This is a genomic window from Streptomyces sp. NPDC058812, from assembly GCF_042744565.1.
Classification (GTDB): domain Bacteria; phylum Actinomycetota; class Actinomycetes; order Streptomycetales; family Streptomycetaceae; genus Streptomyces; species Streptomyces thinghirensis.
The window spans coordinates 50,952-70,969 of sequence record NZ_JBHYOB010000022.1 but is presented as its reverse complement, the minus strand read 5'-3'; the positions used below and the strand labels follow the sequence as shown (position 1 = coordinate 70,969).

The window sequence follows — 20,018 nt, the reverse complement described above, 5'->3', positions numbered from 1 at the left end:
CTCCGATGAGGAGCGCACTCGTCGTCGGGGCCGGCGTGTTCGGGCTGTCGATCGCACGGGAGCTGGCCCGCAGGGGCCGGCGGGTGATCGTTGCCGACCGCCACCCGCCCGGCCACACCGGCCCCTCGACGGCGGAATCACGCATTCTGCGTTGTGCCTACGGAAACCGGCACTGGTACTCCGCGATGGCCCGGGCGTCCACCCGGCACTGGCAGGACCTCGAAACAGAGTCGGGACGGAACCTGCTGATTCCGTGCGGAGTCCTCAGCTTCGCCTCGCGCACCCGTTCCGGACCGGACGGCACGGACTGGGAGGAGGTGTCCCTCGCCACCCTGCGCGACCTCGGCATCCCGGCCGAGAAGCTGGTGTCGCGGGAGGTGGAACGCCGCTTTCCCGGCGTGGGCGCCGCGGACCTGGACTTCGCACTCCACGAACCCGAGTCGGGCGTGCTCCGGGCGAAGGAGGCCGTCCGGGCGCTGGCGGACTCGGCACGGCGTCACGGGTGCCGGCTGGTACGCGGCACCGCCACGCCCGAGGGCGCCGGGGTGCGGATCGACGGCACGCCCCACACCGCGGACGTGGTCGTCTGGGCGGTCGGAGCCGCCCTGCCCGGTCTGTTCCCCGGACTGACCTCGGCCCGCGAGGCACGGCAGCTCAGCTACTTCCTGGACTCGCCGCGCATGCCGTGCGCCCCGGGCGCCCCGGCATGGATCGACCGCGGCCGGGGGCTCTACGGGGTCGGGTCGCTGAGCGGCCTGGGCGTCAAGGTCGTCCCCGACGTGGAAACACCGGCCCGCCGGCCCGCGCCGGCCGCGCCACCGGACGTTCCGGCGGCCACCAGGGCGTATCTCCGGCGGCGGTTCCCCGCCCTGGGCGCCGCCCCGGTGACCGCGGTGGAGACCTGCGCCTACGCGGTGATGGCGGACGAGGAGTTCCTGCTGGGCCGGCACCCGGCCCACGACGGCGTCTGGCTGGTCGGCGGGGACTCGGGACACGGCTTCAAAAACGCTCCTGCTTGGGGGAAGTACGTATGCGACGTGGTGGACGGAACGAGAGCGGCACACCCCCGGTGGGGCCTGCGCTAGGACACGACGGGCCCCCTGGGGCGGACCGGCGGACAGGGCCCGGTGACGATCCGCTCCTGGACGCCCTCGGGCGGCTCGTCCCCGGCGATCCGCGCAGGAGCTTCGGCGCGGACATCGACGAGGCACACGACGTACTCCTGTCCGGGGCACCACGGGAGCAGAAGGAAGCCGCGTTGCTGCGGTGGTTCGGGCGCCATCAGCCGTGCGTCTTCGCCCGGGTCGCGGTGCGCCCGCACGCCCGTCCGGCGCTCGACGTGTGCTGGATCGACGACGCCGACCTGGACCGCGGAGCCCGCCACGTCCAGGAGCGGCTTCAGCAGGCCAGGACCGGGTGGAAGCGCCGGGCGGCCGACGGCCTCACCAGCAGCCTGCAGGTCATGTTCAACAGCGAGCGCCTCGCGCACGCCGTCCCGGGCCCCGAACTCGTCGAGGTCCTCCTCGTGCTGACCGGCCTGTACCTGCCCGACTGGGCGCCGGTCGAAGCCGACACCATCTGCCTCGACGGCATTCCACTGCGGCGGCCGGGCGGACAACTGGAGCTGTACGCCGCCAGCATGACCACGTTCTTCACCGGCGCGCACCTGACCCGGGCACACGACCACCGGATCCCGGGCGGCATGCTGCTGAACGTCAACGCCGTGGGGCACCACACCCGGGCGAGCTACGACGCCGGGCAGTTCACCTGCCCGGCGGCGGCTGTGGAACGCTCGCACCAGACGGCCCTGCGCTCGGTCGGCAACGGAGGCATCGGCCACCCGGACGGCCACAGCAGCACCTGGCACATCCGAGCGGGCCGGCCGAACGGCTACGGGTTCGACGGTCGACGGCGTCCCGGTTACGTACCGCCCGACGCCGACCCCGAGCGGTACGGGTCGCTCTACCACATCGACGTCACCGTGAGCTCTCAGTACGCCGACCCGGATCCCTGTACGCGGCCCGTGCCCCCCGCCGTACCCGAGGAATGGACCATGATGCTCGACTACTTCACCGCCGAGGAGACACCCGGCTACCACAACCCGGCCCTGATGCGCGGGCTGCCGATCTCGCCCGACGAGGCACATGACGCGCCGTGGAAGCCGGAAAGCCGGCCGAGCCACCGCCGCGAGTTCTGATGGCCGGCGCACCGCTGTCCGTGCCCGGACGAGAGCACGCGCTGCTGACCCTTGAGCCGGGCGCGCGGCTGCCGGCCGACGGAACACCCGGCACCGTCCGGGCGGCCATCCAGGTCCGCGGCGCCACCCAGCGCTGGGCCGAATACCTGCTGGAAGGGGGAGAACGCTCCCTGTGGCTGGCCGTCGAGCAGCTGCCCGACGGGGGCGTACGCCTCTCCCGGTGGAGCCGGACCACCGCGGACGCGGCGGGGTTCGATCCGTCGCGACCGGTGCTGCGGGGCGTCCGCCTCGCCGAAACGGAGCGAGGCCACGCCGATTTCGAGGCCACCGGAGCCTTCGACGGGGTGAAGGGCATCACCCCGGGGCGCGGACGGCTCCATTACATCGACTACGCCGGTCCCGGAGTCCGCACCTCCCTGGAGCGGTTCGCCCCCGACGCCCCCGGGCTCCTCGGCATCGGAACCGAACCGGGCACACCGGGCGACAGAACGGAAGAGCGACATGACTGACAGCCGCGCCGGCTGGCTGGACACCTTCTTCACCCACGTCTACACCGACTCCGACCTGGAGCTGCGCGACCCCGCCACCACTGAGGCCATGGTCCGCTGCGTCTCCTCCGCCCTGGACCTGTCTCCGGGCGCGGCCGTCATGGACCTGGCGTGCGGCACCGGGCGGCACAGCGTCCCGCTCAGCGCGGCCGGGTATCGCGTCACCGGCGTGGACCTCATGGAGCACTACCTCCGCCAGGCCCGCGCCCGTACCCGCGACGCCGGACAGCACGTCGAGTTCGTCCAGGCCGACATGAGGGACCTCGGGGCCCTGCCGCAGGGCTCCTTCGACGCGGTCGTGAGCCTGCACACCAGCTTCGGCTTCTTCGACACCGAGGACGAGAACCTCTCGGTCCTCACCCAGATCCGGCGGGTGCTGGCCCCTGGCGGGAGGTTCCTCATCGACGTGATGAACCGCGACTGGTTCCTGAGTCAGAGCGGCGAGTCGTTCGGGGTCGGCGCGGACGAGTTCGTCGTGCGGAACTTCGACTCCAGCGATGGGGTCACCTATCTGTACGAGGAGCGCTTCTCCCCGCTGACCAGCAGAATCCGGTGGCACATCCGATCCGCGGACGCCTCCGTGAGCGCGACCGCCGACTACCGGGTCTACAGCGCGCACGAACTCACCTCGATGCTGGCCCGCGCGGGCTTCGACGTCCTGGGCCTCCACGGCGACTACGACCTCTCCCCCTTCCACGTCCACTCCCCGCACCTCATCTGCACCGCCGCCGCCACTCCACGAGAGAAGTGAAAGACATGCAGCACACAGCCGCACACACCGCGCTGCACCGAATGATCCACATGCAGGCCGAGGCCGTGGAACGCATGGCCGGAGCGGACCTGGCCGCCCCCGCCGAGAAGCTGGCGGGCGCCCACCGCGTCCTCCTCCTGGGCACCGGTACCAGCCAGCACGCGGCCGAGCTGGGCGCGATGATGCTCGCCGACGCGGGTGTGGACGCCCGCTGGGCCTCCGCCGCCCACTTCGCCCGCTGGGGCGCGCCGTTGCGCACGGGCGACGCCGTGGTCGTCATCACCCACACCGCCGAGACGGCGTTCGCCTTGCGCTGCCGCGAGCAGGCGCGTGCCGAGGGAGTGCCCCTGGTCTCCGTCACCGGCATCGGCAGCGGCTGGCCCGACGCCGTCGAAACGGTCGAACGCGAGCAGTCCGAGACCTACACCGTCAGCTACACCGCGGCCCTCATCGTGCTCGCGGGACTCGCCCACCGGCTGGGAGCGGGACAGTACAGCCCCGAACAGCTTCACCGCACCGCCTCGGCCATCCGCTCGGTGTACGACGACGCGGGCATCGAGCGGATCGGACTGCCGGCCCGGGCGCTCGCCGTGATCGGCGCCGGCCCCTGGGCCGTCACCGCGCGCGAGGGCGCGCTGAAGATCCGGGAGGCCTCACGCACCCTCGCCGAGGGCTTCGAGGCGGAGAACTACCTCCACGGTTCGGCCGTACCCTTCGGCGCGGCCGACAGCCTCCTGCTGTTGGAACCCGGTGCCGATCCCGACGGCCTGGTCGCCGCGCTCGGCGAGGCCGCGCGGGAGGAGGGCATCGCCGTGAGCACGTTGGAGGACACCGGCGAGCCCCTTCCCCCGCTGCTGGCGCAGCTGCCCATGACCGTGCGCCTTCAGATGCTGGCCGACCGCTTCGCGGGTCTCCGGCGGCAGAACCCCGATGTGGCGATCGTCGGCGCCTGGGCCAAGACGGAACTCTGGTCCCTCGGCGCGCCCACGAGCTGACCGCACCCGGCGGCTGCGGAGCCCGACCGGACCCGCGGCCGCTCTCGGCGTACGTGGGCAGTGCCGCCATCGACGTGATCATCGCGTAGCCGTGGCCGGTCCGCAGAACCTGTGGAGCGCCCGGGGGGCCCAAAGCCCCAGAGAATCGCAGAGATACCGCCGCATCCCCTCTTGACCTGCATCAGCGCAGGTCAAGAGGGGATGCGGCACTCGCCAGTCGGACGGGGGTCCAGGGCCGAGAGGGCCCGGTGGACGAGGCAGCTCGAAGTCGCTGCCGCTGTGCGGGTGAGCGAGCGGTCGGTCCAGCGGTGGTGCCGGCCTCCCCTCGATTGTTCTCCCTGCGGCGTGGCTGGGCGCCCGGGCGAGATGCCCGATATATCACTGTTGGGTGTCCGCGCTCATCCTCTGCCACTTCGCGCTCGCGCTGTTCGCCGCGCCGCTGGTGAGGTGGTGGGGAACCCGTGCCTTCCTCGTGCTGGCCCTGCCGCCCGCCGCGACGGCCGTCTGGGCGGCCACCCGGTGGAGCACGACGGCCGCGGGCGGCGCCGACACCGCCGAGTGGGCCTGGCTGCCGGCCTACCACGTGGACTGGGCGCTGCGGCTGGACGCCCTCGCCGAACTCATGGTGCTGCTCGCCGCGGGAGTGGGCGCCCTCGTCCTGGTCTACTGCGTCTCCTACTTCGACGACCGGTCGCGGCAACTGGGCAGGTTCGCCGGAAACCTCCTCGCCTTCGCCGGGGCGATGCTCGGCCTGGTCCTCGCCGACGACCTCGTCCTGCTCTACATCTTCTGGGAACTGACGACCGTCTTCTCCTACCTGCTGATCGGCCAGACCAGTGACCACAAACGCAACCGGCGCAGCGCTCTGCAGGCCCTGACGGTCACCACGCTCGGCGGACTGACCATGCTCGTCGGCTTCCTGATCCTGGGTCACGAGGCGGGCACCTACCGGATCTCGGCGATCCTCGCCGACCCGCCGTCCGCGTCGGCGGCGCTGTCCACGGCGATCGTGCTGATCCTCGCCGGCGCCCTCGCCAAGTCCGCGATCTGGCCGTTCAGTCTGTGGCTGCCCAACGCCATGGCCGCTCCCACCCCGGTCAGCGCCTATCTGCACGCCGCCGCGATGGTCAAGGCCGGCGTCTACCTCATCGCCCGGCTCGCTCCCGCGTTCGCGGACGTCGCACCCTGGCGGCCGCTCCTGCTCGTCCTGGGCTCCGCGACGATGCTGCTGGGCGGCTGGCGGGCGCTGCGCCTGAACGACCTGAAACTCGTCCTCGCCCACGGCACCGTCAGCCAGCTCGGCTTCCTCACCGTCCTCACCGGCGCGGGCCGACACGACACCGGCGTCGCCGCCACCGCCATGATCCTCGGCCACGCCCTGTTCAAGGCCCCGCTCTTCCTGGTCACCGGGATCATCGACCACGCCACCGGCACCCGCGACCTGCGAAGACTCTCCGGGGTCGGGCGCCGGCTGCCCGCCGTGTGCGCCGTCGCCGTGGTCGCCGGACTGTCCATGGCCGCCGTACCACCGCTGCTCGGCTTCACCGCCAAGGAGGCCGCCTTCCAGTCCCTCCTGGACGGGGACACCGCCGACCGCTGGGCGCTCGCCATGACCGTCGTCGGCTCGGCCCTGACCACCGCCTACACCCTGCGCTACCTCTGGGGCGCCTTCGCCCGCAAGCCCGGTGTCCCGGACACCGGCGCGCACGCCGTCCCGCCGGCCTTCCTCGCGCCGCCCGCCGTGCTGGCCCTGGCCTGCCTCGTCCTCGGACCCGGCGTGCCCTGGCTCCAGGGGCTCCTCGGCAGCTACGCCGGGCAGTTCCCCGTACCCGCCCACCCGTACCACCTGGCGCTGTGGCACGGGGCGGGTCTGGCACTCGGCCTGTCCTGCGCGGCCTGGGCGGGCGGTGTCCTGCTGTTCCTCGCCGCGAGCCCCGTCCAGCGTGTCGGGCAGGCCCTGGCCTGGCGCTCCGCCGACCGGATCTTCGGGCGGTTCCTGCTCGGCCTGGAACGCACCGCCCTGCAGTGCACCGGTTTCGTGCAGCGCGGCTCGCTGTCGGTGTACCTCGTGACGACCATGAGCGTGGTCCTCGCCGGGCAGATCGCCGTGCTCCTCGCGGACGAACCCTGGGCCGGAGTACCCGCCCCACGGCTGTGGGACCACCCGGCCCAGGCCGGTGTCGCGCTGCTGACCGGCGCCGCCGCCGTGCTGTGCCTGGGCGTGCGGCGCCGGATGAAGGCCGTCGTGCTCGCCGGGCTCACCGGATACGGCACCGCGCTGCTCTTCGTCGTGCAGGGCGCACCCGACCTCGCGCTGACCCAGTTCTGCGTGGAGACCGTCTCGATGATCGTCTTCGTGCTCGTGCTGCGCCGGATGCCGGTGCACTTCGAGGAGAACTACAGCCGGTTGCGACGCGCACTGCGGATGCCGGTGGCGCTCGCGGGCGGCGCCGCCGTCGCCCTCGTCGTCTGGATCATGGCGGGGCACCGCCGGGCCGACAGCGCCGGGGCGGCGATGGTCGAGGAGACCGCCCACCACGGCCTGAAGGACGTCGTCGCGACGATCCTCGTCGACCTGCGGGCCTGGGACACGATGGGGGAGTCCGCGGTGCTCGCCGCCGCCGCGATCGGCGTCACCAGCCTCATCTACCTGCACCGCCGCACCGACAGCGCCGAGCAGCCCGTACTGCCGCTGCCCGGGGACCACCCGCACGCCGGCCTGCGCACCGCCTGGCGGGCGACCTCGTACGAATCGGCGGGCCTGCCCAGCGGCGACGAGGGCGCGCCGGAGCGGACCTGGCTCGCGGCCAGCTCCACCCTCGCCCCCGAGCGCCGCTCCGTGGTCCTGGAAGTCGTCGCGAGCCTCATCTTCCACCCCATCCTCGTCCTCTCCGTCTACCTGCTGATGTGCGCGGAGAACCTGCCGGGCGGCGGCTTCGTCGCGGGCCTGACCGCAGGTGTCGCCTTCATCGCCCGCTATCTCGCGGGCGGGCGGCACGAACTCGCCGACGCCGTGCCCTTCAAAGCGGGCCTGTTCACCGGGCTCGGCATGTTCCTGTCCACCGGGGTCGCCCTGGGCGGCCTGGTCGAGGGCACCGTGCTGCACGGCTGGACCTGGCACGGCCACCTGCCCGTGTGGGGCGACGCCCACCTGTCCACCGCCGTCCTCTTCGACTGCGGCGTCTACCTCCTCGTCCTCGGCGTGGTCCTGGACATCGTGCGGGCCCTCGGCGCCCGCATCGACCGGCAGATCGAACGGGCTGCCGACCGGCACGTCCCGCGCGGCGAGGCGGGCCCCGCATGACCGTGAGCCTCTCCCTCCTGGTGGCCGCGGCCGTCCTCAGCGCCGTCGGCGCCACCCTGCTACTGACCCGGTCCCTGACCCGGATCCTGCTCGGCGCGGTCGTCCTCGGCAACGGCGTCAACCTGCTGATCCTCGCCTCGACGGGCAGCGCGGGCGCCCCGCCGCTGCTCTACCCGCACGTCATCCGCAACCGGGTCACCGACCCGCTGCCCCAGGCCATCGCCCTCACCGCGATCGTCATCACGCTCGCCACCACCGCGTTCCTGCTCGCCATGGCCTACCGCAGCCACCAGGTCACCGGCTCCGACGAGATCAGCGACGACACCGAGGACCGACTGGTCGCCCTGCGCGCCGAGTTCCTCGACCGGCGCGGCGAACTGCGGGACCGCTACCGCGAGGCGCGCGCCGATCACGGTACCGACCCCGAACTCGGCGCCCGCTACCGCGCCGCACGCAGACGGCTGCGCCGGCGGGTCCGCGAGGAACGCGCCTACCAGGCCCGCGCCAACGACGTCTCCGGGAACCTGTGGAACGACATCCTCGGCGCCGACCCCGAGGACTACCGCGAGGGCCGGGAGCTGGGCACGACCGACCCGTCGGGCCGGCCGGGACCGGCACCGGCCCGCGTCGCCGGGCCCTCCAACGACCCCGAGGAGACCGGCCGCGAGCCCGACTCGCACCCCGGCGAGGACTCCGGCCACCCGCCGCCCGACCAGCCCGACGACCCCGGGGGCGCCGGCACGGAAGGAACCAGGTGAACGCGCTCGTCCCCCTCCCCGTCCTGCTGCCCCTGTGCGTCACGGGCCTGAAACTGGCCATCGGCCCCCGGCTCCAGCGGCTCCAGCGCTTCATCACCCTCGCCGTGCTCGGCGCGGTCCTCGTGCTCTCCGTGCTCCTCATGGTGGCCGCCGACCGCCACGGTCCGCTCAGCGTGCACCTCGGTGACTTCGCGCCGCCGGTCGGTATCACCCTCGTCGCCGACCGGCTCGCGGGCCTGATGCTCACCGTGTCCAGCGCCGTCACGCTGCTCGTCAACCTGTACTCGCTGGGCCAGGGCATGGCCGACCGCGACGACCGGACGCCGGTCGGCGTCTTCCATCCCGCCTACCTCATCCTCGTGGCGGGCGTCTCCTGCACCTTCCTGGCCGGAGACCTCGTCAACCTCTACGTCGGCTTCGAGATCATGCTCGTCGCGAGCTTCGTCCTGCTCACCATCGGCGGCACCGCGACCCGGATCCGGGCCGGGTCGACGTACGTGATCATCTCGCTGTTCTCCTCGGTGCTCTTCCTCGTCGCCATCGCCATGACCTACTCGGTCGCGGGGACCGTCAACTTCGCCCAGCTCGCGGGGCGGCTGCAGGACGTCCCGGTCGGTGTGCGCACTCTGCTGGAGGCCATGCTGCTGACGGTCTTCGCCATCAAGGCGGCGGTGTTCCCGCTCGCGGCCTGGCTGCCCGACTCCTACCCGACCGCGCCCGCACCGGTCACCGCGGTCTTCGCCGGCCTGCTGACCAAGGTCGGCGTGTACTCGATGCTGCGCACCCAGACCCTGCTCTTCCCCGGCCACCGCCTCGGCGACCTGCTGATGCTCGCCGCGCTCGCCTCCATGGTCATCGGCATCCTCGGCGCGGTCGCCCAGACCGACCTGAAGCGGGTGCTCTCCTTCACTCTCATCAGCCACATCGGCTACATGGTCTTCGGCATCGCGCTCGCCGGGCGCGGCTCGATCGCCGGGGCGATCGTGTACGTGGCCCACCACATCACGGTGCAGACCACCCTCTTCCTCGTCGCCGGGCTCATCGAGCGGCGCGACGGCACCACGGAACTCACCCGCCTCGGCGGCCTGGCGAAGACGGCGCCACTGCTCGCCGTGCTGTTCTTCGTGCCCGCCATGAACCTCGCGGGCATCCCGCCGTTCTCCGGGTTCATCGGCAAGCTCGGCCTGATGCGGGCGGGCGTCGACAACGGCGGCGGCTGGGCCTGGGCGCTGGTCGCCGGGTCCGCCGCCACCAGTCTGCTCACCCTCTATGTCATGGCGAAGGTCTGGAACCTCGCGTTCTGGCGCGACGCTCCGCCCGGGTCCGAGGGCGAGGGGAGGGTGCTGGAATCCGCCGAGGACGAGCCCGGCGACGACGCGAATGACGAAGACGGGGCGGACGGGACGGGCGGGGAGGACGGGGCGGAGACCGGCGCCGGGCGCGGCCTGCCGGTGCCGGCGGGTGCCGTGGTCCCGGCCGGTTTCCTGGGCCAGACCATCACCACCACCAAGCGGCTGCCCTGGCCGATGCTGGTGGCGACCGGCGCCGCCGTCGCCCTCGGCCTGCTCTACACCGTGCTCGGCGGCCCCCTCACCACCTTCACCGAGGCCGCCGCCACCGAACTCCTCGCCCGTACCCCCTACATCGAGGCGGTGCTCGGCCGATGAGCGACCTCTTCCGCGACCGTTCCCCCTACAGCTGGTCCTTCCGCGTCGGCAGCGGCAGACGCGTTCTCGACCTGCCGCTCACCGCCTGGCTCACGGTCATCTGGACTCTGCTGTGGGGCACCCTGTCCTGGGCCAACCTCGTCAACGGCGTCATCGTCGCGGTGTGCCTGTGCCTCGCCTTCCCGCTGCCCGCCGTCGACCTCGGCCTGCGACTGCGTCCGCTGGGCATCCTGCGGCTCACGGCCTACCTGCTGTACGACATGTTCTCCTCGAGCGTCGAGGTCACCCGGCAGATCTTCGCCAAGGGCCCGTACCCCGCCGCGGTCGTCGCCGTCCCGCTGCGGGTGCGCAGCGACCTCATGCTCACGGCCACCGCCGTCGCCGTCTCCAACGTCCCCGGCGGCTCCGTGATCGAGGTGCGCCGGTCGACGGCCACCTTGTTCCTGCACGTCCTCGACGCCGACGACCCCGGCGAGATCGAGAGCGCCCAGCGGTCGGTGTGGCGCATGGAGGAACTCGTGGCCCGCGCTTTCGGCACCGCCGAGGACATCGCCCTCGCCGCCCAGCCCGTACCGGAAGGGGACCCCTCGCCGTGACCACCCTGCGCGCCGTCGAAGAGGCCGTGCTGGCCGCCTCGGTCGTGATGATCCTCGTCGCGGGCGCCCTGCTGCTGTACCGCATCTGGTACGGGCCCTCGATGCTGGACCGCGCGGTCGCCCTGGACGTGGCGGCGGCGCTCATCATCGCCGGCCTCGGCGTCAAGGCCGCCCACGACGGCGACTCCTTCTACTTCCCGGTGATGCTGGTGCTCGCCTTCCTCGGCTTCACGGGCTCGGTGGGCATCGCCAGGTTCATCGCCGTACGCGACCGGCCCTCGGTACGCGGGGACGGCAAGGAGGACCACCGGTGAACGCCTGGGCCGAGGCCGCCGATCTGATCGGGGCGGTCCTCCTGTTCCTCGGCTGCCTGCAGTGCCTGCTCGGCGTGATCGGGATGCTCCGCTTCCCCGACGTGCTCTCCCGCAGTCACGCCGCCACCAAGCCGCAGACCCTCGGGATGCTTCTCGTCCTCGTCGGGGTGGCGCTCCGGCTGCGCCACGGCATCGACATGGGCACCCTCGCCCTCATCCTCTTCTTCCAGTTCCTCACCGGTCCGGTCGCCTCACACCTGGTGGCCCGCTCCGCCTACCGCACCGGCCAGACGGGGTCCCGGGGTCTGCTCCGGGACGACCTGGACCCGCAGTTGAGTGACGGGGAGCGGCCCGGGGAGTAGCCCCGCGGGGGCCGGCCGGCCACCGGGCCCTCAGACCACGCAGCCCACATGCGCCAGCGCCTGCTTCAGCAGCACCCCGTGCCCGCCCGGCATCTCGCTCTGCACCGCCGGTGACAGTGCCTCCTGCGGGCTGAACCAGACCAGGTCCAGCGCGTCCTGCCGCGGCCGGCAGTCGCCGGTCACCGGCACGACGTAGGCGAGGGAGACCGCGTGCTGCCGGGGATCGTGGTACGGCGTGACGCCGTGCGTGGGGAAGTATTCGGCCACCGTGAAGGGCTGGAGCGAGGACGGCACCCGGGGCAGCGCCACCGGGCCGAGGTCCTTCTCCAGGTGACGCAGCAGGGCGTCCCGGACCCGCTCGTGATGCAGCACCCGGCCGGAGACCAGCGTCCGGCTGACCGTCCCGTCGGGACCGATGCGCAGGAGCAGGCCGACGCTGGTGACTTCCCCGCTGTCGTCGACGCGCACGGGCACGGCCTCGACATAGAGGATCGGCATGCGGGCGCGTGCCATCTCGAGTTCGTCGGTCGACAGCCAGCCCGGCGTGGTTTCGGTCATGTCAGACATCGCTTGATCATACTTTCAGCCGTTCCTGCTTCCCGGGCGGCGCTCCGGGACTGTGACCGGTCCCACGCCGCTCAGCCGTCGTCCACCAGACCGTCCGGCAGCCGGTGGACCCGGCGCGCGTCGTCCCGCCCCGCCCAGCGCACGATGCGCAGCGCGTCCGGCAGGGCCAGTTCGTCGGCGTCCACCCGCTCCTGCGACAGCCCGGCCGGCCCCTGCCGGAAGGCCAGTGCCCCGAGGTGGTGGAACTCGGCCACACCGTAGGCGTCGGAGCTGTACAGCAGCTTGCGGAACGGAGTGATCTCCAGCGCCTCCGCGAGCTCTCGATGGCGGCGTGGAACGTGACGCCGTACCGCTCGGCGGCGTCGGCCACGGTCCGGCGCAGGACGGTGCGCCCGCACGCCGGATGCGGCTCGCCCTCCTGCGTGATCCGGTCGCCCGGCGCCCCGCCGGGCCGCGCCGTCGGGCCGCGCCGTCGGCACGACCAGCCGGTCCAGGTCGGGACAGAGGCGCAGATCGCCGTCGGGGGAGCCGAGGACGTCCGGGGCGACGATCGTGTCGTCGGCGAGAAGCGTGTCGCACACCGGCGACATGCCGACGCCCCAGGCCGCGGCCGCGGCGAGCTTCGCGGTGGGAACGGTCTTCACCCTGCCGATCCCCGTCGTGTCGACGTAGGACAGCACGGCTCCGGGCACTCCCCGGCCGGACAGCGCCCCGCAGTGCGGTGGCCCGCTCGACCTCACCCGGACGCCCGCCGGGGACGGGGTCGCTCTCGCTCACGTCTCGGCTCCTTCGCGCGTGCGCTGTCCGTCCCGCACCATTGTGCCGCCCGGTGATCACGCTGTCCGGGTTTCGCCCGAGGTGTGCAGGAGGCGGGGAGCCCTTGCGGTCAGTACTGGTTGGTGGGCCGCGGAGAAGGGGTCCCGCCGTCCAGGACGGTCTTCAGGCGCTCGGTTCCCTGCCGCACCGCCTGCTCCACGGAGGCGGCCTCGGCGCCGTCGAGGCCGCCTCCGGTGACGGTGAGGGCGGAGGTGCCGACGCGTACGGCGACGAGGTCCAGGGTGAGCGTGGCCGGATTGTCCGCGGCGGTTCCCCGCACGGTCACGTGCAGGCCTTCACGCGCGTCGCCGACCTCGGGCACCGAGGCCTCGGTGACCTGGACCGTGCGCTTCTCGCCCGCGTCGTCGGTCGCGGTGAACTGATCGCATTTCTGCGGCAGGGAGTCCATCCACTTCAGGCTGTCGTCCAGTCCGGCGCGGTCGTAGGCGGCGACCTGCTCCAGCAGACGGGAGTCGCCCTGCTCGAAACCGGTGAGCGCCGACGGCCCCGACGGTTCGCCCAGCAGACTGTCGCGGTAGAGGCCGTCGAGGAGTTTCTGGCAGTCGGCCGCGTCGGTCTTGGCGGTGAGGAAGTCGGAGACGTCGACCTCGCCGACGAGCAGCCGGTCGCGCCACTTGTCCGCGTCCTGGACCTGGTTCCAGCCGCCCTCCAGGTCGGCCTCGGTGAGCAGGGCGGCCTGCGCGCCGGACTCGGTGAGGGCGGAGGGGGAGGCGGTGGGCGAACCCGTGGGCGACGTCGCGGCGGAGCCCGTGGGCTGCTTCTTCGCCGCGTCCCTCTCGGCGGCGCGGGCCTGTGCGGCGGCGGTGTCCGAGGCAGCCCCCGGCCCGCCGCCGTCGTCCGAGCAGGCCGCCGTGGTCAGCAGCGCGCCCGCCGCCAGGGCGGCGGCCATGAGACGGACGGGGTGGGACGGACGACGGCTCATCGCGGATGCCTCCTGGGACGTGACACGGTGTCCTCAGCGCATCACCGCACCCGCGGACGCACCAGCGCACGGGGTTGTTCGGGTGACCGGCAGCCAGCGCCGGGAAGGCTCACCCGGCGCGTTCGAGGGTGTCCCGCGCGACCTCCTTGTCCACCGACGCGCGCACCAGCGCCGCCGCGAGGACGGCCGGTTCCGTCGTCCCGGCGAGGTCGAGGAGCCGGTCGGGGTCGCCAGGTAGACCGAGGTGTTCCGCGCCCTGGAGGGCCTTGCGGTCCAGGTAGGGAGCCGCCCGCGGCCAGACGCGCTGGACCTCGCGCAGGAAGATGTCCGCGCCGGTCGGGCCCACCCCGGGGAACTCCTGGAGCAGCCGCCGCACTTCGGACACCTCGCCGTCCGCCTCCTTCCGGAGCCGGCGCAGATCCCCGCCCCAGCGCTCGGTCAGCAGTTCGGCGGCGTCGCCGAGCTGGGTGGCGGTGCGCTCGTCGTAGCGCCGGTAGCCGCCCCGGCCGAGCGCGTCCACCCGCTCCTGCCAGTCGGCGGCGGCCATGCGGCGCGGGTCGCGCAGCCCGGCCTCGTGCAGGGCACGGGCGGTGGCCACGGCGACCGAGCCGCGGATGCGGGCACTGAGCAGATGGGAGAGGACCAGCAGCCGGTACAGCGGCTGCGGGGTGTCCTTCAGCCGGATGCCCGCCTCCTCGGCGTACGTCTGCCCGTGCGCGTCGACGAGTTCCCGTACGACCCGCCGTTGGTCACGGCCCACGGCTACGGTTTCAGCGGGTCGTGACCGACCGTCATCAGCCGGTGCCTGAGCCGGGTGTCCTCGGACCGGGGCTCGTTCTCCAGGTCGGTCTGCGACGTCACGGTGTCCACGACCTTGCGCATCGCGCGGAGGTCGTCCTCCGTCAGGTCCGTGCGCCGCTTCTGCAGGATCGCGAGGACGTGCTGCCCCAGTGGTGAGCCGGCGTCGTCCGGCAGCGGCTCGGTCAGCTCGCCGGAGTCGCGCACCCGGAGCCAGTCCGAGAGTTCCGCGGAGGTCATGTTCACCACGCGGTGGAAGTCCTCCCACAGCGCGTCGAGTTCGAGGGCGTCGGCCATGGGTTGCCCCTCATTTCGTCGTGCGTATGTGCGTAGTCGTGCGCATGTGCGTACTGCGCGGTCGTACGGAGCAGGGCGACGCGCTCCTCCTCGCCGGTGCCTCCCCACACACCCGACGCCTGCCCCAGTTCCAGGGCGAACGCCAGGCACTGGGCGCTCGCCGGGCACCGGGCACAGACGCCCTTGGCGGCCTCGGCGTCCCGGAGAGCCGGTCCGGCCGTGCCCACCGGGAAGAACAGTTCGGGGTCCTCATCCACGCAGGCGGCGCGGCGCAACCACTCCATGGGGGCGCGGGTGCCCATGGGGCTCCAGGGCAAACGCCCCCGCCGGGGCGCCAGGGCCGAACGCCCGTCCGCTCAGCGGGCGAGTACGCCGTCCAGGAAGCGCGTGACGTCGGCGAACACCTCCGCCCGGTTCGTCTCGTTGAAGATCTCGTGCCGGGCGCCCGGGTAGATCCGCTCGGTCAGGTCGCCGCCGCTGAGCTGTTCGACACCGACGCGGCTGCCGGGCAGCGGTACCAGCCGGTCGTCGTCGCCGTGCGCCCACAGCAGCGGGAGCCGGCCGACGTCGCCGCCCTTGGCCACGGTGTCCAGGGTCCGTACGAACGCCTCCGCCGTCGGCCGCTTCATGGGGCCGTGCCACACCAGCGGGTCCGCCGCGTACGCCGCGCCGACCGCCGGGTCCCGGGAGAGCGAGGACGGGCTGACCGGGGTGTCCGGGATCTCCTGAAGGGCGAGCAGCGTGCGCGGCAGCTCCCAGTCGCCGATGACCGGCCCGGACAGCACCAGTGCGGTCAGCTCGCCGGGGTGGCGCTGGGCGTAGCGGGACGCGATCAGGCCGCCCATGGAGTGCCCGACCATGACCACCGGAAGGCCGGGACGGGCGGTCCGGGCCAGCTCGGCCACGGTGTGCACGTCGGTGACCACGTCCTCGAAGTCCTCGATCAGCACCCGTTCGCCGTCCGACCGCCCGTGCCCGACGTGGTCGGCGCCGTACACCGCCGCACCGTGCCGCGTCAGGACGCCGGCCACCTCGTCGTAGCGGCCGATGTGCTCGCCGTACCCGTGTACCAGCAGCGCCACGTACGTGGGCCGCTCGGCGGGCCACTCGCGGGCGGTGAGCCGTCCCCGCGTTCCGGTCAGGACGTGCTCCCGGGCCTCGGCCATCTCTCCTCCAGCAGCGTCGGTGAAGGTCACCGGAGGATCTTCCCAGGGAGCCGCTCGGCGGTCTATAGTCCAAAACTAGCAGCGCTAATTAAGTGTTCGTTCGCCGCCCGGCGACCGAGTGACGGTCAGGAGTCCCCTCGTGCGTCCCGTCCACTTCGCGGCCGCCCGCCGCACCCCGATCGGCAAGCTGCGCGGCGCCCTGTCCACCGTGCGGCCCGACGACCTCGCCGCCGCGGTGATCCGGGGCCTGGTCGCCGACGTGCCCGCACTCGACCCCGCCCGCGTCGACGACGTCTACTGGGGCGCCGCCAACCAGGCCGGCGAGGACAACCGCAACGTCGCCCGCATGGCCGCCCTGCTGGCGGGCCTGCCCGAATCCGTGCCCGGCGCCACGGTGAACCGGCTGTGCGCCTCCGGCCTGGAGGCCGTCACCACCGCCGCCCGCACCATCGCCGCCGGCGAGGCCGACATCGTGCTCGCCGGCGGCTCGGAGTCCATGAGCCGTGCCCCCTTCGTGCTGCCCCGCCCCGACGAGGCCCTGCCGCACCGCATCGAGACCGCCGACACCCGGCTCGGCTGGCGCCTGGTCAACCCGGCGATGAAGGGCCTCCACGGTCTGCTGGCCATGGGCGAGACCGCGGAGGAGGTCGCCGAGCGGTACGGCATCCCGCGCGAACGCCAGGACGAGTTCGCCCTGCGCAGCCACCGCCTCGCCGCCGAGGCCCGGAAGAACGGCCACTTCGACGACGAGCTGCTCCCCGTCGAGCGCCCCGACGGCGTGGTCGTCGACACCGACGAGTGCGTCCGCGAGGACACCTCCGTCGAGAAGCTGGGCCGCCTCAAGCCGGTCTTCCGCGCCGGCGGCACCGTCACGGCGGGCAACGCCTCCCCGATGAACGACGGCGCCGCCGGCCTCCTCCTGGTCAGTGAGGAGGCCCTGAACGACCTGGGCCTGGAGTCCCTCGGCCGCTACGTCGCGGGCGGCTCGGCCGGCGTCCACCCGGACGTCATGGGCATCGGCCCGGTCCCCGCCACCCGCAAGGTCCTCGGCCGCGTCGGGTGGAGCATCGACGACCTCACGGCGGCCGAGTTCAACGAGGCCTTCGCGGCCCAGGCCCTCGCCTGCGTGGACCAGCTCGGCATCGACCCCGACCTCGTCAACCCCAGCGGCGGCGCCATCGCGCTGGGCCACCCGCTCGGCTGCTCCGGCGCCCGCATCCTCACCACCCTGCTCCACCGCATGCGCCGCACGGGAGCGGCCCGCGGGCTCGCCACGATGTGCGTCGGCGTGGGGCAGGGCAGCGCGGTGCTGGTCGAACGGCGCTAGGGCCTGTCCGGCGGATCAGGTCGCAGGAAAGGCGCGGCGACTGATCGGCGCAGGTGGGCGTGCCAGACCCCGCGTCTGCGGCATGATCCGCCGGGCAGGCCCCAGGGCCGGCCGGACGCACATCATCCGCCCCTGCTGCGGAGCCGCAGCAAGGAAGCCGCAAGGAAACGGAGCAACACCCCATGGCAACCCTCTCCGTCGCCGCCATCCTCGCCGAGAACGCCCGGCGCCGACCCGACAAGGAGGCGCTGGTCGAGGGCGACCTGCGGCTGACCTTCGCCGAGGTGTGGCAGCGGGCCCGGGCCCAGGCCGGCGCCCTCACCGGCCTGGGCGTCCGGCCGGGGGACCGGGTCGCGCTGATGGCGCCGAACACCGCCGACTTCCCGCAGGCGTACTACGCGATCGCCGCGACCGGTGGCGTCGTCGTCCCGGTCCACCTGCTGCTGTCAGCGGCGGAGGTCGAGCACGTCCTGCGCGACAGCGGCGCCACCCTGCTGCTGTGCCACCCGGCACAGGCGGAGACCGGAGCGGCCGCCGCGCGCGAGGCGGGCGTACGGGTCATCGCCCTCGGCGACGAGCTCGACGAGCTCGCGGCCGACGCCGAGCCACTGTCCTCCTACGTCACCCGCGACGCCGACGACCCGGCCGTCGTCTTCTACACCAGCGGCACCACCGGCGTCCCCAAGGGTGCCGTGCTCAGCCACTTCAACCTGGTGATGAACGCGACCGTCAACGCCTTCGACGCCAACGACACCCGACCCGACGACGTCGCACTCGGCGCGCTGCCGCTGTTCCACGCCTTCGGCCAGACCGTCTCCCTGAACTCCACCTGGCGCGCCGGAGCCACCCTCGTCCTGCTGCCGCGCTTCGACGCGGCACGCGCGATCGAGCTGATGGTGCGGGAGAAGGTCAACACCTTCCACGGCGTCCCGACCATGTTCGTCGCCCTCGCCGCCGCGGCCGCCGGGGCCGACGCCCTGCCCGGCCTGCGGGTGTGCATCTCCGGCGGTGCCTCGCTGCCGATGGCCGTCCTGGAGCGGTTCGAGGAGGCTTTCGGCACGAAGATCTACGAGGGGTACGGGCTGTCGGAGACCTCCCCGGCGGCGGCCGTGAACCAGCCGGTGTTCGGCGCCAAGCCCGGCACCGTCGGCCACCCCCTGTGGGGCGTGGACGTGGAGATCGCCCGCGCGGAGGCCGAGGGCCGCGTCGAGCTGCTGCCGCCCGGTGAGCTGGGCGAGGTCGTCGTACGCGGCCACAACGTCTTCTCCGGCTACCTGGGCCGCCCGGAGGCCACCGCCGAGGCGCTCGTCGACGGCTGGTTCCGCACCGGGGACCTCGGCACCAAGGACGACGAGGGCTTCCTCCGGATCGTCGACCGCAAGAAGGACATCATCATCCGGGGCGGATACAACGTCTATCCGCGCGAGGTCGAGGAGGTGCTGATGCGCCACCCCGGCATCGCGCAGGTGGCCGTCATCGGCCTCCCGGACGAACTGCACGGCGAGGAGGTGTGCGCCGTCGTCGTCCCGGCCCCCGAAGCGACGCCGGACGCCGCCGAGGTCACCGAGTGGTCCAAGCAGTACCTCGGCAAGTACAAGTACCCGCGCCGCGTGGAGTTCGCGGACGCGCTGCCGCTGGGCCCGAGCATGAAGGTGCTGAAGCGGGAACTGCGGGTGCGGTACGCGGCCGACTAGCCGGCTAAGGGGCCATCTGGCGAGACGGTGCTTACGGGCACCGGACAGGCGCACATAGCATCGGTGCCCGCAATGGACACCATGACGCTGTGGCACCTCACCGGCTGGGAATTCGCCGCACTCGCCTTCGCGGCCCTGCTCGTCGGCTTCTCCAAGACCGCCGTGAGCGGGGCCAACACGGTCAGCCTCGCGATCTTCGCGGCGGTCCTGCCGGCCCGCGCCTCCACCGGCATCCTGCTGCCGGTGCTGATCGCCGGTGACATCCTGGCCGTGCTCACCTACCGGCGCCACGCGCACTGGCCCACGCTGTGGCGGCTGTTCCCGGCGGTGGCGGTCGGCGTGGTCGCGGGCACGGTGTTCCTGGTGTGGGCGGACGACGCGATCGTCCGGACGTCGATCGGCGCGATCCTGCTGTTCATGGCCGGGGTGACGCTGTGGCGCCGGCGGCAGGCTGCCGACGCGGACGGGCAGCCCGACGAGGTCACCTCACGGACCGGCCGCGTGAAGGCCCGCTCGTACGGCGTCCTCGGCGGCTTCACCACGATGGTCGCCAACGCGGGCGGCCCCGTGATGTCGATGTATCTCCTCTCCGCGGGCTTCCGCAAGCTCGGCTTCCTGGGCACGTCGGCCTTCTTCTTCCTGATCGTCAACGTCTCCAAGCTGCCCTTCAGCGCCGGACTCGGCCTGATCGACGGCCGCTCGCTGCTCCTTGACGCCGCGCTCGTGGTCTTCGTGGTGCCCGGGGCGTTCATCGGCAAATGGGCTGTGAACCGGATCAATCAACGTCTGTTCGAGCGGCTGGTGATCGCGGCGACGGTGGTGGGGGGCCTCCAGCTCCTGCTGCCCTGACGGACGTAGGGCCTGTCCGGCGGATCATGCCGCGGACGCGGGCTCTGGCACGCCCACCTGCGGCGTTGT

General features: G+C 72.8%; 19 protein-coding genes and 3 pseudogenes. 14 read left to right on the top strand and 8 right to left on the bottom strand.

What is annotated here, in order from left to right; genetic code table 11:
* Positions 1-5: 5 nt before the first annotated feature.
* From ACFW48_RS33000 to mnhG, 11 genes are all read left to right on the top strand, one after another.
* Complete coding sequence (locus ACFW48_RS33000) at positions 6-1,085, top strand: FAD-dependent oxidoreductase (RefSeq protein WP_386321347.1); 1,080 nt, start codon at positions 6-8, stop codon at positions 1,083-1,085.
* Positions 1,070-2,197 (top strand): hypothetical protein, encoded by a 1,128-nt coding sequence (locus ACFW48_RS32995; protein ID WP_386321344.1) that lies wholly within the window; start codon positions 1,070-1,072, stop codon positions 2,195-2,197. The genes ACFW48_RS33000 and ACFW48_RS32995 overlap by 16 nt, the downstream gene beginning before the upstream one ends.
* Complete coding sequence (locus ACFW48_RS32990) at positions 2,197-2,706, top strand: DUF4178 domain-containing protein (protein WP_386321342.1); 510 nt, start codon at positions 2,197-2,199, stop codon at positions 2,704-2,706. The genes ACFW48_RS32995 and ACFW48_RS32990 overlap by 1 nt, the downstream gene beginning before the upstream one ends.
* Positions 2,699-3,496, top strand: coding sequence for a class I SAM-dependent methyltransferase (locus ACFW48_RS32985; protein WP_386321339.1), 798 nt, complete (start codon positions 2,699-2,701; stop codon positions 3,494-3,496). The genes ACFW48_RS32990 and ACFW48_RS32985 overlap by 8 nt, the downstream gene beginning before the upstream one ends.
* 5 nt (positions 3,497-3,501) lie before the next feature.
* Positions 3,502-4,491: an SIS domain-containing protein gene (locus ACFW48_RS32980; RefSeq protein ID WP_386321336.1), complete on the top strand. Its 990-nt coding sequence runs from the start codon at positions 3,502-3,504 to the stop codon at positions 4,489-4,491.
* Between the two features lie 388 nt (positions 4,492-4,879).
* Complete coding sequence (locus tag ACFW48_RS32975) at positions 4,880-7,795, top strand: Na+/H+ antiporter subunit A (RefSeq protein WP_386321333.1); 2,916 nt, start codon at positions 4,880-4,882, stop codon at positions 7,793-7,795.
* The gene (locus tag ACFW48_RS32970) at positions 7,792-8,553 is read left to right on the top strand and encodes a Na(+)/H(+) antiporter subunit C (protein WP_386321331.1); all 762 of its coding nucleotides are present in this window, start codon (positions 7,792-7,794) and stop codon (positions 8,551-8,553) included. Before ACFW48_RS32975 ends, ACFW48_RS32970 begins: the two co-directional genes overlap by 4 nt.
* On the top strand, positions 8,550-10,220 hold the full coding sequence (locus ACFW48_RS32965) for a Na+/H+ antiporter subunit D (protein WP_386321328.1): 1,671 nt from the start codon (positions 8,550-8,552) through the stop codon (positions 10,218-10,220). The genes ACFW48_RS32970 and ACFW48_RS32965 overlap by 4 nt, the downstream gene beginning before the upstream one ends.
* Positions 10,217-10,816 (top strand): Na+/H+ antiporter subunit E, encoded by a 600-nt coding sequence (locus ACFW48_RS32960; protein ID WP_386321325.1) that lies wholly within the window; start codon positions 10,217-10,219, stop codon positions 10,814-10,816. Before ACFW48_RS32965 ends, ACFW48_RS32960 begins: the two co-directional genes overlap by 4 nt.
* 47 nt (positions 10,817-10,863) lie before the next feature.
* A complete protein-coding gene (locus ACFW48_RS32955; protein ID WP_386321493.1) occupies positions 10,864-11,130 on the top strand; it encodes a monovalent cation/H+ antiporter complex subunit F in 267 nt (88 codons plus the stop codon).
* Positions 11,127-11,492 (top strand): monovalent cation/H(+) antiporter subunit G, encoded by a 366-nt coding sequence (gene mnhG / locus ACFW48_RS32950; RefSeq protein WP_386321322.1) that lies wholly within the window; start codon positions 11,127-11,129, stop codon positions 11,490-11,492. Before ACFW48_RS32955 ends, mnhG begins: the two co-directional genes overlap by 4 nt.
* A gap of 30 nt (positions 11,493-11,522) precedes the next feature.
* On the opposite strand, the gene ACFW48_RS32945 is transcribed toward mnhG, so the two are convergent.
* The 8 genes and pseudogenes from ACFW48_RS32945 to ACFW48_RS32910 all read right to left on the bottom strand — a co-directional run bounded on the left by ACFW48_RS32945 (position 11,523) and on the right by ACFW48_RS32910 (position 16,079).
* Complete coding sequence (locus tag ACFW48_RS32945; protein WP_386321491.1) at positions 11,523-12,050, bottom strand: NUDIX hydrolase family protein; 528 nt, start codon at positions 12,048-12,050, stop codon at positions 11,523-11,525.
* 80 nt (positions 12,051-12,130) lie between these two features.
* Positions 12,131-12,376, bottom strand: a pseudogene (locus ACFW48_RS32940) (amidohydrolase); the annotation flags it as partial.
* A gap of 2 nt (positions 12,377-12,378) precedes the next feature.
* A pseudogene (locus tag ACFW48_RS32935) lies at positions 12,379-12,836 on the bottom strand (glutamine synthetase); the annotation flags it as partial.
* Between the two features lie 109 nt (positions 12,837-12,945).
* Complete coding sequence (locus ACFW48_RS32930; protein ID WP_386321319.1) at positions 12,946-13,818, bottom strand: hypothetical protein; 873 nt, start codon at positions 13,816-13,818, stop codon at positions 12,946-12,948.
* Between the two features lie 109 nt (positions 13,819-13,927).
* Positions 13,928-14,578, bottom strand: coding sequence for an endonuclease (locus ACFW48_RS32925; RefSeq protein WP_386321317.1), 651 nt, complete (start codon positions 14,576-14,578; stop codon positions 13,928-13,930).
* 2 nt (positions 14,579-14,580) lie between these two features.
* Positions 14,581-14,913, bottom strand: a complete 333-nt coding sequence (locus ACFW48_RS32920; RefSeq protein WP_121745745.1) for a DUF3140 domain-containing protein — start codon at positions 14,911-14,913, stop codon at positions 14,581-14,583.
* A gap of 56 nt (positions 14,914-14,969) precedes the next feature.
* Positions 14,970-15,197 (bottom strand): annotated as a pseudogene (locus ACFW48_RS32915) (WhiB family transcriptional regulator); the annotation flags it as partial.
* A 72-nt stretch (positions 15,198-15,269) separates the two neighbouring features.
* Positions 15,270-16,079, bottom strand: coding sequence for an alpha/beta hydrolase (locus ACFW48_RS32910; RefSeq protein ID WP_386321488.1), 810 nt, complete (start codon positions 16,077-16,079; stop codon positions 15,270-15,272).
* 139 nt (positions 16,080-16,218) lie between these two features.
* On the opposite strand from ACFW48_RS32910, the gene ACFW48_RS32905 reads away from it, so the two are divergent.
* From ACFW48_RS32905 to ACFW48_RS32895, 3 genes are all read left to right on the top strand, one after another.
* A complete protein-coding gene (locus ACFW48_RS32905; RefSeq protein ID WP_386321314.1) occupies positions 16,219-17,406 on the top strand; it encodes a thiolase family protein in 1,188 nt (395 codons plus the stop codon).
* A 182-nt stretch (positions 17,407-17,588) separates the two neighbouring features.
* Positions 17,589-19,100 (top strand): long-chain fatty acid--CoA ligase, encoded by a 1,512-nt coding sequence (locus ACFW48_RS32900; RefSeq protein ID WP_386321312.1) that lies wholly within the window; start codon positions 17,589-17,591, stop codon positions 19,098-19,100.
* Positions 19,101-19,172: 72 nt separating this feature from the next.
* Positions 19,173-19,949, top strand: coding sequence for a sulfite exporter TauE/SafE family protein (locus tag ACFW48_RS32895; RefSeq protein ID WP_386321309.1), 777 nt, complete (start codon positions 19,173-19,175; stop codon positions 19,947-19,949).
* Positions 19,950-20,018: the final 69 nt, after the last annotated feature.

Coding starts and splice junctions, on each gene's coding strand:
- ACFW48_RS33000 (WP_386321347.1), top strand. CDS start 6: ATGAGGAGCGCACTCGTCGTCGGGGCCGGCGTGTTCGGGCTGTCGATC.
- ACFW48_RS32990 (WP_386321342.1), top strand. CDS start 2,197: ATGGCCGGCGCACCGCTGTCCGTGCCCGGACGAGAGCACGCGCTGCTG.
- ACFW48_RS32985 (WP_386321339.1), top strand. CDS start 2,699: ATGACTGACAGCCGCGCCGGCTGGCTGGACACCTTCTTCACCCACGTC.
- ACFW48_RS32980 (WP_386321336.1), top strand. CDS start 3,502: ATGCAGCACACAGCCGCACACACCGCGCTGCACCGAATGATCCACATG.
- ACFW48_RS32970 (WP_386321331.1), top strand. CDS start 7,792: ATGACCGTGAGCCTCTCCCTCCTGGTGGCCGCGGCCGTCCTCAGCGCC.
- ACFW48_RS32960 (WP_386321325.1), top strand. CDS start 10,217: ATGAGCGACCTCTTCCGCGACCGTTCCCCCTACAGCTGGTCCTTCCGC.
- ACFW48_RS32955 (WP_386321493.1), top strand. CDS start 10,864: ATGATCCTCGTCGCGGGCGCCCTGCTGCTGTACCGCATCTGGTACGGG.
- ACFW48_RS32945 (WP_386321491.1), bottom strand. CDS start 12,050: ATGACCGAAACCACGCCGGGCTGGCTGTCGACCGACGAACTCGAGATG.
- ACFW48_RS32930 (WP_386321319.1), bottom strand. CDS start 13,818: ATGAGCCGTCGTCCGTCCCACCCCGTCCGTCTCATGGCCGCCGCCCTG.
- ACFW48_RS32920 (WP_121745745.1), bottom strand. CDS start 14,913: ATGGCCGACGCCCTCGAACTCGACGCGCTGTGGGAGGACTTCCACCGC.
- ACFW48_RS32910 (WP_386321488.1), bottom strand. CDS start 16,079: ATGGCCGAGGCCCGGGAGCACGTCCTGACCGGAACGCGGGGACGGCTC.
- ACFW48_RS32900 (WP_386321312.1), top strand. CDS start 17,589: ATGGCAACCCTCTCCGTCGCCGCCATCCTCGCCGAGAACGCCCGGCGC.
- ACFW48_RS32895 (WP_386321309.1), top strand. CDS start 19,173: ATGGACACCATGACGCTGTGGCACCTCACCGGCTGGGAATTCGCCGCA.